The organism is Litoribacterium kuwaitense, from assembly GCF_011058155.1.
GTDB classification, from domain to species: domain Bacteria; phylum Bacillota; class Bacilli; order Bacillales; family DSM-28697; genus Litoribacterium; species Litoribacterium kuwaitense.
The window spans coordinates 117418-130288 of the sequence record NZ_JAALFC010000002.1; the positions used below are offsets into that span (position 1 = coordinate 117418).

The following is a 12871-nucleotide window of genomic DNA, read 5'->3' on the forward strand; positions in this document are numbered from 1 at the left end:
ATGATTGGAGATGCTTATGGAAGCGTGGCAGGAGAATGTACAGCACTGGCTTTTACACCCTCGCTTGGATAGAGAATTAAAAGCGATAATCGAAGAAAATAAAGAGAATACGTCTTGGCTTATTGATGGTTTTTACACGAATCTCGCCTTTGGTACAGGTGGGATGAGAGGAGAAATCGGGCCAGGCACAAATCGAATGAATATTTATACCATTCGAAAAGCAGCTCGTGGATTAGCTGACTATTTACTCCATGAGACGCAATCATCAGCTAAAGTTGTCATTGCCTATGATTCAAGACATTATTCTGAGCAATTTGCATTAGAATCCGCAAAGGTGCTCGGGCACGAAGGGGCAGACGTGTTTTTGTTTAACGCGTTAAGACCTACACCGGAGTTGTCTTTTGCTGTACGGTATTTACAGGCAGACGCTGGTATTGTCATAACAGCAAGCCACAATCCCGCTGAATATAACGGGTTTAAAGTGTACGGAAGTGACGGCGGCCAATTGCCTCCAAAAGAAGCGGATCAATTGATTTCTTACGTCAATCAGATTGAAGATGAGTTAGCGATCAATACCACAGAAAAAGACGTATTGTTGCGTCGACAAAAATTACATATGATCGGTGAAGAGATTGATGAGGCGTATACAAATGCGTTAAAACAAATGAGCCTCCAGCCATCTGTTTTCCATAAAAGTCATTTATCTGTCGTATATACACCTTTACACGGAAGTGGGCTTGAACCGTTTCTTCGTATCGTTGCTGCCCACGGATTTCAAGGTTTGTCGGTTGTTGAGCAACAGAAGGCGCCAGATGGCGGGTTTCCAACTGTAGCAAGCCCTAATCCTGAAGAACAACAAGCCTTTTCTTTAGCAATGGAGCAAGGAAAGCAAATGAACGCTGATGTATTGGTTGCAACTGACCCAGATGCAGATCGCGTAGGTTTAGCTGTAAGAAATCAACAAGGAGCGTATGAACTTCTTTCAGGAAATCAAACCGGAGCGTTATTGCTACATTATATTTTAGAACAACGAAAGCAACAAAAACGCTTGCCTGAAAATGGAATCATTTTCAAAACGATTGTTACTTCAGAGTTAGGGCGTGCGATTGCTCAGCATTACGGGATAACGACAGAAGATACGTTGACAGGCTTTAAATTTATTGGAGAAAAAATTAAAACATATAATACAGACCAGTCGTATGAATTTTTATTCGGTTATGAAGAAAGCTATGGATATTTAATTGATGATTTTGTCCGTGATAAAGATGCCATTCAGGCAGGAATGATGGCTATTGAAATGGCTGCGCATTACAAGAACGAAGGAAAAACGCTCTATGAGGTTTTACAAGAAATGTATGACACATTTGGCCATTACCGCGAAAGCTTAGTATCCATCACTCGAAAAGGAAAGAAAGGCTCTGAAGACATTGCTACATTAATGGCAGCCTTTCGGGAAAACCCTCCAAAGACAGTAGGAGGCGTCAATGTTGTTATGGTCGAAGATTATGATGCACAAAAGCAAACCAATTTAGCATCAGGGGCGTCGACTTCTATATCACTTCCTCGTTCCAACGTGTTAAAGTACAAGCTGGAAAATGAGGCTTGGGTTTGCTTGCGACCTTCGGGGACAGAGCCTAAAGTGAAATGCTATATAGGCGTTAAGGAAACGTCAAAAACAGAAGCAGAAAAAAGGTTAACAGCGCTAGAGAGTGACTTGCTGACAAAAGTACATACCTTACTTGATGAAGAAAGGTGAGTCGAAAGGCAAGCGGAAATTCAGCCACATAAGCGGCTAAAGGTTTTTGTCAAGCCGTTCAGCCTGTCATGAAAGCGTCTGTCAACCCAGGCGTGCAGGCGCGCAAGGTCCATGAGAGGATGAGCGAGCCAAACAACGACGTATGCGAGCGTTTGTCAACAGGCTAAAGGGAGGCAGTAACGCCTCCCTTTCATTACACATGATGAGCAGTTGTCGGGACACCGAAAGCTGTGTACGCATGGTCTAAATAATGGTACAGCTCGTTTTGGTGTGTTTCCACCTTTTCGTACTCCGTTTCGTAATACAAAGCGTGTAAATAATGCTCTATTTTTTTGGAAAGAAAATCATCTTTTGTGCGAATCATTAAAACGAGCATATCATCCACTTGCAGTCGGTTCATGAAATAGAGGGCTTTATCATAATCGAGTGTATTCACAACGTAGGCTCCTTTCTTTCCAACAGTGATCAACGGTTGGGGTGAAAACAGCACACTTAGTGTATGGAACCACGCCAAAATCATCGGGTGAAATGTTGGCCTTAGGTGGATGAATCTTCAAGGAATAGCGCAGCATTAAAAGCCGAAGGCTACCAATAAAGCGTTCATTAAAGGAACGCACAATAACCACCGACCAAAATATGCTACGGATGTTAAAGTCTGTAGTATATTTAATTTCAATGACATCCGTTTCCAGTGATGAACATCTGCATGATTTTGATCATTCCCTCATAAAATGCACAAAGTCTTTTTTTCATATAAAGGGGTTGTGACATATTGACTGGGGGAAGTGAACTAGAACGCGCCATTGACGAAATTACAGAAATTGCCGAAGGTTTTGGTTTAGATTTTTTTCCAATGCGTTATGAGATTTGCCCAGCCGATATTATTTATACCTTTGGAGCATATGGGATGCCGACACGCTTTTCCCATTGGAGTTTTGGGAAACAGTTCCATAAGATGAAGCTTCATTACGATTTAGGGTTAAGTAAAATATATGAGCTGGTCATCAATTCCAATCCTTGCTATGCATTTTTGCTGAACACGAATAGTCTCGTACAAAATAAGTTGATTGTCGCTCATGTTTTGGCCCATTGTGATTTTTTTAAAAATAACGCGCGCTTTTCCGGAACGAAACGAGATATGGTTGAGAGCATGGCTGCAACAGCCGAACGTGTCAAGCGTTATGAATTGATTCATGGTCGTGCTGAGGTTGAAGGGTTTTTAGATGCGGTGTTGTCGATTCAAGAACATATCGACCCCTCGCTCATGAGACCACAATTGCTTTGGTCTCATGACGAGGAAGAGGAATCTAATGACCAACAGCCTCGTGGAGAGTATGATGATTTATGGAATATCGGTGTGCCGGCGAAAGAAAAGAATAAGAAAAAGAAGTCGTTTCCACCGGAGCCAGAGAAAGATCTCCTGCTATTTATTGAACAGCACTCAAGGGAGTTGGAAGAATGGCAACGTGACATTTTAACGATGATGCGTGAGGAAATGCTGTATTTTTGGCCTCAATTGGAAACGAAGATTATGAATGAAGGCTGGGCTTCTTATTGGCATGCTCGTATTATTAGAGAAATGGACTTACCGAGCGACGAGGCGGTGGAATTTGCCAAACTGAATGCAAGCGTCGTCCAACCTTCCCGAACGCAAATTAATCCTTATTATTTAGGGTTGAAAATTTTTGAAGATATTGAAGATCGGTATAATAAACCGAGTGAGGACATGAAAAAACGTGGTATAGAGCCAAATAGCGGTCGTGAAAAAATATTCGAAGTACGGGAAATTGAATCAGATACGTCATTTATTCGCAATTATTTAACGAAAGAATTGGCGCATCGTGAAGACTTGTATTTATTCCAAAAGCAAGGCAAGGATTACAAAATTGTTGATAAAGATTGGAAAGATGTGCGGGATCAATTAATCGGCATGCGTGTGAATGGAGGCTTTCCGTATTTAGTCGTCACAGATGGGGACTATAAAAAGAACAACGAACTATACATTACGCATGAATATGAGGGAATAGAGCTTGACCTTAAATATCTTGAAAAGGTGCTGCCCTACATTTATCAGCTTTGGGGGCGAAATGTGCATTTGCGCACGGTTGTAGAAGGGAAGGATTGCTTGTTTTCGTACAACGGTACGCAAGTAGCACGAAAGCAATTATAATGATGACCCCCATGGCATAAATCATGGGGGTAAAGTAGTTTATAATTGGTTTCCTGTTGCAGACATTTGAGTTGCGATATACTCTGGACGCGGCGGACCATCCATAAAAGGTTGAACGAGCTTGTTCTCGACAGAATTATACACCATAAAGACGTTATTGCGGTCATAAGGTGTAATGTTACTATTTGAGCCGTGCATCGTATTGCAATCAAAAAGAAGAATAGAGCCAGCTTTTGGTGTCGGCACGTCGATGCCATATTGATCGACTTGCTTTCTCAAAGAATCATCGTCGGGAACACCGGCTTCCTGTTTCTTTAAGGAAGATGTGTAATTATTCGCTGGGGTAGCACCAACACAAGAGAGATATTCGTTATGTGATCCAGGAATTAACATTAAAGGTCCGTTAAACGTATAGTTATCCGAAAGGGCGATCGATAGACTGACAGCTCGCATCCGCGGCATGCCATCCTCCACGTGCCACGTTTCAAAATCTGAATGCCAATCAAACTCTTTGCCTTTAAATCCCGGCTTGTAGTTGACACGAGATTGATGAATGTAAACCTCACTGCCAAGTAAGTATTCTACGATATAAAGCAGGCGTGGGTCTTCGGAAAGCTTTTTAAAATAAGGGTTGTCACGATGGATCGCAAAGACGGAACGAATATCGTCATTTTCCGGCTCTGTAATGATTTCAGGATATGTCAGCCCTGTTTTGGCTTCTTTTAAAGCAAAGATTTCCTCTTGCATACGGCTGACCTCGTCTTGGGAAAAGAAGTCCTCAATGACGAGATAGCCATTCCTCTCATAAAAATCTTCCTGTTTCGTCGTCAGAGACGTAGGAATTCCTTTTCCTCTACCATGAATAACCGGATCTTGGCGCTTCATGATTTGCGGCTTGTCTTCCTGCCTTGAAGGGTATAGATCTTCCACTTTGAGTTGCATAATCGCTTTCAATCCTTTCTAAAACGATAAAGTTTTGAATGAGATTAGCAATGGTTGACTTACTCTTCGATGAGAGGATATACACCATTTTCATCATGTGTTTCTCTTCCTGTTAATGGAGGGTTAAACACACAAATGAGACGCATGTCCTCAGTTGCTCGTAAGTAGTGCTCATCATGCTCATTTAACGCATACATCGTACCATCGTTTATCGGATACACCTTTCCATCGGCAACGGTTTCAATTTCCCCTTTACCTTGGACACAGTAGACAGCTTCTAAATGGTTTTGGTACCAAATATGCGTTTCTGTACCCGCATAAATCACAGTGTCGTGAAATGAAAAGCCCATCTGATCTTTTTTAAGCAGCATACGGCGGCTTGACCAGGTTTCTGCGGTTGTCTCATTTTCTGTGCCAATAATGTCTTGCAAGTGACGAACAATCATAGATGTAATAACTCCTTTTTTTATCGTATTGTAAGCCAGCCTGTTGCCAAACGCTTTCCAGCTCTTTGGATCGCTCGTCCGCTTATGAACAAGCGCTTCTATTTGCGTTGGCGCGTAACTTGTCAAGCGTTTTAAGCTAGGCTGAGAACTGAGAAGTATCTGTCCTCGCGTCGTCATTCCCCGTTTTTAGGGAAGGTTGCCAAGCTTTTTTAAGTACGGAAATACATGATGGAGCCGGGCGATGATTAGCCCGGCGAGAGAATGTATTTTAAAAACGTCAATGTGATGATGCCGTGTCCTTAATGGCAGCTTTTATACTGTCTTCAAGGATGTTTAATCCTTTGACTAGATCTTCTTCAGTAATCGTTAAAGGAGGTAGCAGCTTGGCAACTTCACTGTCTGGACCTGATGTCTCCATGATTAAGCCGCGCGTAAATGCTTCTGCACAAATTTTTTCAGCAAGTCCTTCTTTGCCACAGCAAATGCCTTGCATAAAGCCACGTCCTCGTGCCGTGCCCTCAAGTTCTGGATAATTTTCCACAAAGCTGTTTAATGTTTCTTGAATGAGTACTGCTTTCCCTTGGACATTTTTTTGGAACGTATCGTTTGTCCAATATGTTTCTAACGCCTTAGTTGCGGCGATCATCGCAAGGTTATTGCCGCGAAATGTGCCGTTATGCTCTCCAGGGCCCCATTGGTCATACTCTGGTTTAATGAGTGTAATGGCAAAAGGTAGACCATATCCGCCGATTGATTTTGAAAGGCAGACAATGTCGGGCTCGATGTCAGCTGGTTCAAAGCTGAAGAACGTACCCGTTCGGCCGCAACCTGCTTGAACATCATCAATAATTAAGAGAATATCCCAACGCTTACATAGCTTATCGACCTCTTTGATCCATTTCATACTTGCCGCATTAATGCCGCCTTCGCCTTGGACTGTTTCTAAAATGATCGCTGCCGGTAAAGCGACGCCACTGCCTCGATCCTCTAAATATTTTTCAAGATATTTCAAACTATCTGAACCATCGAGGTAATCATCAAAGGGCATCGACGTCGTATGTGTCAGCGGCATACCTGCACCGTGGCGTTTAAACGAATTTGCCGTTACCGATAATGCGCCGATGGTCATCCCGTGAAAGGCGTTTGTAAAGCTAATCACAAGTTCGCGACCTGTCACCTTTCGAGCAATTTTAAGTGCGGCTTCAACTGTATTTGTTCCTGTTGGGCCTGGGAACATGACTTTGTAGTCTAACTGACGTGGCTCTAAAATGGTTTCTTTAAATGTGTGTAGGAAAGCTCCACGCGCATCAGTCATCATATCAAGGCTATGGGTGACCTCGTCGCTTTGCAAATATTCAATCATTGCTTCTTTCATCGCCGCTTCATTGTGGCCATAATTCAGTGCGCCGGCCCCTGCAAAAAGTCAATATACTGTTTCCCTTCTGCATCCCATAAATGATGCCCTTTGGCTTTTTTGAAGACGGTCGGAAAACTTCTGGAATAGCTTCTTACCTGTGATTCGTTTGTTGCAATCGCTTGCATTGTATCAATTGTTCCTGTTTTCATGAATGGATATCCTCCTGATTGGTAAGTTCTTTTTGTGATATAGGTCCAACACTGTAAAGATCTTCATCATCGTGGCTGTCCGGAAACAACTCTTTTGTAAATAAAGACGTTTTTTCAAAAGATGTGTTTAGCGAGTAAGCTAATCTCTGGAATAACTTACAAGAGGCATTGTTGTCCGGGGATATGGTCGCTTTTACATAGACGACTGGTTGACAGAAAGGTCTTTGCAACAAGTGTTGAAGTAATGAGGTCGCAATTCCCTTCCCTTGATAAGAGGGGTGCGTCGCGACTTGCCAAACAAAAAGTGTTTCAGGTTCTTTTGGAAGTAAAAAAGCTGAAACGAAACCAACCAGCTGATCTCCATCGTAGACGACGGCAGAAGTATCCTGATAATAATGACACCATAAAATGTAGCTGTACGATGAGTTTACATCGAGCTTACCCGTCGCTTTGACAAGCTCCCACACATGCTGTCCATCTGTTTTCGTTGGTTTTTTAAAAACGAGTGATTTGTCTTTTGTCGTTGCTTCTTGAATAAAGGTAATGTGCAGCACACCTCCAAAAAATATACTTCTTTAACCATAAAGGGCTTTTAAAAAGACGTCAAAACGCTTAAAAAGTGCTCTGAAAGGCTAAGCGTGCATATAGCGCAATTTCGTAAATTGACCTCGCGTGAAAAGATGATCACTTTGCCTAACGAGAATAAAGAGCAAATTCAGATAAACAAAAGGGTTGAGCGCTTTAGAAACATTTCGTGAATTGAAGCGAAGTGTATTTTTTGTTCTTACGATTGCTTGCCTAAGCGCCTTTATCCTAAAGAATGCTTGTACTTGATGAAAAAAAGAATTGATAAAGGATGTCATGAATTTATGGCGAATAAAAATAGTAAAAAGAAACGAAACAATTTCTTCTTAAAAACGTATAAATAAGATATAACGAAACGTTTATGATGTATCTATAAGAGGAAGTAATAAAACGACGCAAGTGCTGGAGGAACAGGAGGATAGGAATGAGTGATGGGCATCTTTCAACAGCAAAAAAATTGGTGACCAAGTTAAAAGCAAAAGGTGTTAAAGCAGAAATTTGTAGCCCGCGATCCCGTATCAGTCCCTGTCTTAAACAATGGTCACGACCAGAGCCTCAGTCATAAGAGAAAAACAACTGCTGTTAAGGCAGTTTTTTGTCTTATACCTTGTGTAACGATGTACATCGTTGTACAATGCATGTATCTAGAGGAGGTTTTCTTTGTGAATAAAGAAGTTGTTCGCGGGAGTATCGATTTATTAATTTTGTCATCTGTGAAGCGGAAGGACCGTTATGGGTATGAAATCGTGCAGTACTTACGCAAGGTGAGCGAGGGTGTATTTGAAATGAAAGAAGGGACATTGTATCCCGCATTGAAAAGACTGGAGAAAAAAGAGTGGGTGCGGTCTTATTGGACAGATGGTGATTTTGGTCGACGGAAATATTATTCCCTCACCGGGAAAGGGAAAACAGCGCTCGAGGAAAGACACGAGGAATGGACACGGTTAAATGATATGGTCGTGAAAATGATTGAGGAAAGTGGATCAGTCATTCATGAAAAATAATCAATTACGCGCGTATATTCGACGTACTGTAGAAAAAATGAACCTTCTTCCACGACAGAAAGAAGAGGTGTACGACGAATGGATGGATCATTTGCAAAATACGGCTGAAGAGCTACGTCAACACGGTTGGACTAATGAAGGGGCTGAGAAAGAAGCGATTCGGCAATTTGGTGATCAGCATGAGCTTATTCCTATCATGGAAAAAGCGTTGACACCTTTGCCGGTTCAATGGTTATGGCCGCTCGCTTCAAGCTTACTTTTGTATAGCTTTGCTGTATTTGTACCAACTGCTTTTGCCCACGATCAAGCAGGTATCGTCTTATTCATTTTACTTAACATCGCTGCGGGCTGGATCGGCACTTGTGGCAAACGCGCGGTTTTAGGTCACAACAAGGTGATCGTCAGTGCAAGCCTTTTATTCATGCTATTGTTGGTCAGTATGGCTCATTCTTTATCATTGCCACAAGAAATCGTTGCGTTGACTTGGATTGTACAGCTAACTCTGGTCGTATTCATTTATCTTCATGTCCTGCGCGAACCTAAGGACAAAAAGGTACTCGTGTCTCGAAAACAGCGATATGCCATTCATGGTATACAGCTCACAATTGGCGGTGTTGTCTTTTATCATGGGTTGTTGCTCAGCTTTTTTGGCCTTTTCTGGTTAGGATCGATATGGCCGATTGTCACTTTCGGTGGAGGGCTGATCTTCTTATGGGGGCTATTGTATTGGATACAATGGAAAGCTTTAGCTCATCACCCAAAAGTCGCCTGGTCTCTATGCGGGCTGTCTATGCTTGTCGTGACGAGTTATTCTCTATTGCTGTTGATATAATTTAAAGGAAGGTGACTGAAAAATGAAACGAACCCGATTGTGGCAATGGTGGTCAGGAATAGTGGTTTGGACGATGGCACTTTGTCTCGTTGGCTTTTCTTTGCCTGATGACGAGGAGGCGTTTTTTCAGCTTGGTGGCACGATCGATATTCATGAGGACCAACTGGTGTATACAGTTGACAGCCCGGAACTAAAACAATCTGGGATCTATATGTTTGATCTGGAGACGAAAGAAGTGGTGCAACTAACCGAGGAAGCTCCTAGTGAGCAACACACCCAACCTGTCGTATCCGCAGATGGAACGCAAATGGCGTATCTTGTGACAACACAAGGTAACGAAAATGAGCCACCCGCATCATTGATTGAGCTGATGCATTTAGAGAGCAAGCAGGTACGGACAATCACCGCTCGCGACGTGCTCGTGACGTCGATCGCTTTTGCGCCTGAAAGTGACGTTTTGTACTATAGTAAGGCGAAGACCTTTGACAACTACTCACCAATAGCGAAAAAAGCACCGCACGATTTAAATATATTCCGATATTCTTTAGGCGAGAAAACACATACTCAAATGACCGATGAGAATCATTACAGTATGAGTGATTTATCTGTGTCACTGGACGGTTCCGAGCTTTATTTCAGTACCTTTGACGGCACAGCCCAATCGTTGATGAAGGTGGAGACAGAAGCGCCTTCTACGCAAACACGCATTGCGCCTATAGATAAAAAAGATATCTACTCGCCTGAGTTTTCACCCAACGGGGAGCTTGTCGCGTTTACGAGACCAGCAAACCTTGGAGAAAACGACCCGCTGTATGAGTATGAGCTCTTTACAATGGATATGGATACGCGGCAAGTAGAGCAACGAACATCACTAGGGACAAATGTTCATGAGCTTGTTTTTGCAAACGATGATGCGTATGTTTATTTTGTAGAGAATAAAGGGTTTGGTTCTTATGAGCCAAGGTTTGCTTATTATCGGTATGATTTAGAGAACAATCAATTAGAGCCAATCGACATAAATTCGCACATGTCTACGGGAAGTCGCATTTGAAATAAAGACGGAGATCGCTCTTTGCCAAAGAACTTAAAATCAATTTTCTAGGCAAAGGTGAGCAAGTATGATATCTTGTGGAAAAGGATCAAACTTAACGAAGAGCCTTGTTAAAGAAGGAGAACGGTATATGGAAAAAGCAACGTTTGGAGCGGGCTGTTTTTGGGGTGTAGAGTTGGCGTTTTCAAAACTTGACGGTGTTGAAAGTACGCGAGCAGGTTATATCGGCGGGACGCTCGAAAATCCGACATATGAAGAAGTATGTAAAGACAATACCGGCCATGCAGAAGCTGTGGAAATCATGTTTGACCCGCAGGTGATTCGTTTTGAGACGCTGCTCACACACTTTTGGGAATGGCATGATCCTACGACTGTAAACCGCCAAGGAGAAGATGTCGGGACTCAGTATCGGTCAGCCATTTTTTATCATAATGAGAAGCAGAAAAAAGCAGCAGAAGACAGTAAACGTCAAATGGATGCTTCAGGTCACTTTAAAACTCCGATCGTTACGGAAATCACAAAAGCAGCGACTTTTTTTCCAGCAGAAGAGTATCATCAAAAATATCTTGAGAAACGTGGACAAACGTCCTGTTCAGTGGCAGCGAAAGGATGATGAAAACAATGAAGGACATTACAAAAACAGAGGAATTTCAGCAGCTTATTTCTTCCGAGAAACCTGTTGTCATAAAATTTTATGCAGGCTGGTGTCCGGATTGTGTACGCATGGATATGTTCATTCCAGAAATTATCGAGAAGCACACTGACTATGAATGGTACCAAATGAATCGTGATGACTTTCCAGAGCTCGCTGATAAGTATGCCGTCATGGGCATCCCAAGTTTACTCGTCTTTAAAAATGGTGAGAAAGTAGCTCATCTTCATAGTGCAAATGCAAAAACTCCAGAAAGTGTCGAGAGCTTCCTCGCAGAAACTGGTGTGTAAGAAGTCCCATTTCGGGGCTTTCTTTTTTTGGCTATTTTGATATGCTTGAAGCATGCAACGACAGGAGAAATAAGAACTGTGTCGAACGTTGTATGTGACACAAATCTACATAAGATGTGTTTGGAGGAGATCGATCATGTCAAAACGTATCGAAAAAGACACCTTAGGAGAAATTGCTGTCCCTGCGGACAAATACTGGGGTGCGCAAACGCAGCGCAGCCTGCAAAATTTTGAAATTGGTGAGGAGAAAATGCCTCCGTTGCTGATTAAATCTTTTGCTATCCTTAAAAAAGCGGCGGCTCGTGCTAACGCAGATCTCGGTTTGTTGGAAGAAGAAAAAGCGAACGTGATTGCAGATGTTGCCGATCTGATCATTGCCGGCGAGCTGAATGACCATTTTCCATTAGTCGTCTGGCAAACTGGAAGCGGTACACAAAGTAATATGAACGTGAATGAGGTCATCGCGTTTAAAGGTAATCAGCTCCTTGAGGGTAGTGAGCATACGTTGCATCCGAATGACGACGTGAATAAATCACAAAGTTCAAATGACACGTTCCCAACGGCAATGCATATTGCTTCCGTTTTAACGATGACAAATGATGTTCTCCCAGCTGTTGAGGCGTTGAAAGAGACACTAGCTGAAAAAGAAGAAGCATTTAAAGATGTTGTCAAAATTGGTCGGACGCATCTCCAAGATGCAACACCACTTACACTCGGTCAAGAAATCAGCGGCTGGAGAAGCATGTTAGAAAAGAATTTAACGATTATTGCCGAAAGTAAAGTGCATTTATTCGAGCTTGCGATTGGTGGAACGGCGGTTGGTACCGGTATTAATACACATCCAGAGTTTGGTGCACGCGTAGCAGAGCAGATTGCAAAAGAAACGAACCAGCCATTTGTTGCTTCTGATAATTTTTTCCACGCTCTAACGAGCCATCAGCCGATCGTGTATGCACATGGCGCATTAAAAGCTTTGGCTGCCGATGCGCATAAAATTGCGAACGATGTACGTCTCCTTGCAAGTGGTCCTCGCAGTGGTATTGGTGAATTAACCATTCCGGCAAATGAGCCAGGAAGTTCCATTATGCCAGGAAAAGTGAATCCGACGCAAAGTGAAGCGCTAACGATGGTTGCACTTCAGGTCATGGGGAATGACGCAGCCATCGGTATGGCTGCCAGCCAAGGACACTTTGAATTAAATGTCTATAAGCCTTTAATTATTTATAACTTCCTGCAATCGAGTCGTTTGCTTACTGACGGATTAACATCATTTAATAAAAATTGTGCCGTCGGTATCGAGCCGATTCATGAAAATATTCAACAGCTCGTTCAAAACTCTTTAATGCTCGTCACAGCGTTAAATCCACACATTGGATACGAGAAAGCAGCTGCTATTGCGAAGGCAGCGCACCAAAATGGGACGACATTAAAAGAAGAAGCCATGAACAGCGGCTTTCTTACAGAAGAAGAGTTTGAGGAATATGTCAATCCTTCCGCAATGGTTTACCCGAACGTTAAAGCGCGGAAGTAACCATAAAAACCCCGGAATGTAGAGTTCCGGGGTTTTGTCCATGATA

At 42.6% G+C, this 12871-nt stretch carries 12 protein-coding genes and 1 pseudogene; 8 read left to right on the forward strand and 5 right to left on the reverse strand.

Features of this window, described 5'->3' with window-relative positions; genetic code table 11:
• The first annotated feature begins 16 nt into the window (after window positions 1-16).
• A complete protein-coding gene (locus G4V62_RS02520) occupies window positions 17-1756 on the forward strand; it encodes a phospho-sugar mutase (protein ID WP_165199184.1) in 1740 nt (579 codons plus the stop codon).
• A 193-nt stretch (window positions 1757-1949) separates the two neighbouring features.
• Here G4V62_RS02520 and G4V62_RS19715 read toward each other — a convergent pair whose 3' ends face one another.
• Window positions 1950-2192 (reverse strand): YhdB family protein, encoded by a 243-nt coding sequence (locus G4V62_RS19715; protein ID WP_165199185.1) that lies wholly within the window; start codon window positions 2190-2192, stop codon window positions 1950-1952.
• Window positions 2193-2525: 333 nt separating this feature from the next.
• On the opposite strand from G4V62_RS19715, the gene G4V62_RS02530 reads away from it, so the two are divergent.
• On the forward strand, window positions 2526-3926 hold the full coding sequence (locus tag G4V62_RS02530) for a SpoVR family protein (RefSeq protein WP_165199270.1): 1401 nt from the start codon (window positions 2526-2528) through the stop codon (window positions 3924-3926).
• A 39-nt stretch (window positions 3927-3965) separates the two neighbouring features.
• On the opposite strand, the gene thpD is transcribed toward G4V62_RS02530, so the two are convergent.
• The 4 genes and pseudogenes from thpD to ectA form a co-directional block, all read right to left on the reverse strand.
• A complete protein-coding gene (thpD, locus tag G4V62_RS02535; RefSeq protein WP_212508638.1) occupies window positions 3966-4868 on the reverse strand; it encodes an ectoine hydroxylase in 903 nt (300 codons plus the stop codon).
• Window positions 4869-4927: 59 nt separating this feature from the next.
• Window positions 4928-5314 (reverse strand): ectoine synthase, encoded by a 387-nt coding sequence (locus G4V62_RS02540; protein WP_165199186.1) that lies wholly within the window; start codon window positions 5312-5314, stop codon window positions 4928-4930.
• Between the two features lie 277 nt (window positions 5315-5591).
• Window positions 5592-6880 (reverse strand): annotated as a pseudogene (gene ectB, locus G4V62_RS02545) (diaminobutyrate--2-oxoglutarate transaminase).
• Window positions 6877-7434 carry a diaminobutyrate acetyltransferase gene (ectA, locus tag G4V62_RS02550; RefSeq protein WP_165199187.1) on the reverse strand — a complete coding sequence of 186 codons (558 nt, stop codon included), beginning with the start codon at window positions 7432-7434 and terminating at the stop codon, window positions 6877-6879. Before ectA ends, ectB begins: the two are co-directional and overlap by 4 nt.
• Before the next feature lie 693 nt (window positions 7435-8127).
• Here ectA and G4V62_RS02555 point away from each other — a divergent pair.
• From G4V62_RS02555 to fumC, 6 genes are all read left to right on the forward strand, one after another.
• Complete coding sequence (locus G4V62_RS02555) at window positions 8128-8469, forward strand: PadR family transcriptional regulator (protein ID WP_165199188.1); 342 nt, start codon at window positions 8128-8130, stop codon at window positions 8467-8469.
• Window positions 8459-9301: a permease prefix domain 1-containing protein gene (locus G4V62_RS02560; RefSeq protein ID WP_165199189.1), complete on the forward strand. Its 843-nt coding sequence runs from the start codon at window positions 8459-8461 to the stop codon at window positions 9299-9301. The genes G4V62_RS02555 and G4V62_RS02560 overlap by 11 nt, the downstream gene beginning before the upstream one ends.
• Before the next feature lie 22 nt (window positions 9302-9323).
• Window positions 9324-10352, forward strand: coding sequence for a TolB family protein (locus tag G4V62_RS02565; RefSeq protein WP_165199190.1), 1029 nt, complete (start codon window positions 9324-9326; stop codon window positions 10350-10352).
• Between the two features lie 130 nt (window positions 10353-10482).
• Window positions 10483-10965, forward strand: coding sequence for a peptide-methionine (S)-S-oxide reductase MsrA (msrA, locus tag G4V62_RS02570; protein ID WP_165199191.1), 483 nt, complete (start codon window positions 10483-10485; stop codon window positions 10963-10965).
• Between the two features lie 8 nt (window positions 10966-10973).
• On the forward strand, window positions 10974-11294 hold the full coding sequence (locus tag G4V62_RS02575; RefSeq protein WP_246218214.1) for a thioredoxin family protein: 321 nt from the start codon (window positions 10974-10976) through the stop codon (window positions 11292-11294).
• 136 nt (window positions 11295-11430) lie between these two features.
• Window positions 11431-12825: a class II fumarate hydratase gene (gene fumC, locus G4V62_RS02580; RefSeq protein WP_165199193.1), complete on the forward strand. Its 1395-nt coding sequence runs from the start codon at window positions 11431-11433 to the stop codon at window positions 12823-12825.
• Window positions 12826-12871 lie beyond the last annotated feature (46 nt).

What these genes read in the sequence shown, in the direction of transcription:
- thpD (WP_212508638.1), bottom strand. Translation starts at nt 4,868, where the DNA reads ATGCAACTCAAAGTGGAAGATCTATACCCTTCAAGGCAGGAAGACAAG.
- G4V62_RS02565 (WP_165199190.1), top strand. Translation starts at nt 9,324, where the DNA reads ATGAAACGAACCCGATTGTGGCAATGGTGGTCAGGAATAGTGGTTTGG.
- fumC (WP_165199193.1), top strand. Translation starts at nt 11,431, where the DNA reads ATGTCAAAACGTATCGAAAAAGACACCTTAGGAGAAATTGCTGTCCCT.
- G4V62_RS02520 (WP_165199184.1), top strand. Translation starts at nt 17, where the DNA reads ATGGAAGCGTGGCAGGAGAATGTACAGCACTGGCTTTTACACCCTCGC.
- msrA (WP_165199191.1), top strand. Translation starts at nt 10,483, where the DNA reads ATGGAAAAAGCAACGTTTGGAGCGGGCTGTTTTTGGGGTGTAGAGTTG.
- G4V62_RS02540 (WP_165199186.1), bottom strand. Translation starts at nt 5,314, where the DNA reads ATGATTGTTCGTCACTTGCAAGACATTATTGGCACAGAAAATGAGACA.
- G4V62_RS02560 (WP_165199189.1), top strand. Translation starts at nt 8,459, where the DNA reads ATGAAAAATAATCAATTACGCGCGTATATTCGACGTACTGTAGAAAAA.
- G4V62_RS02575 (WP_246218214.1), top strand. Translation starts at nt 10,974, where the DNA reads ATGAAGGACATTACAAAAACAGAGGAATTTCAGCAGCTTATTTCTTCC.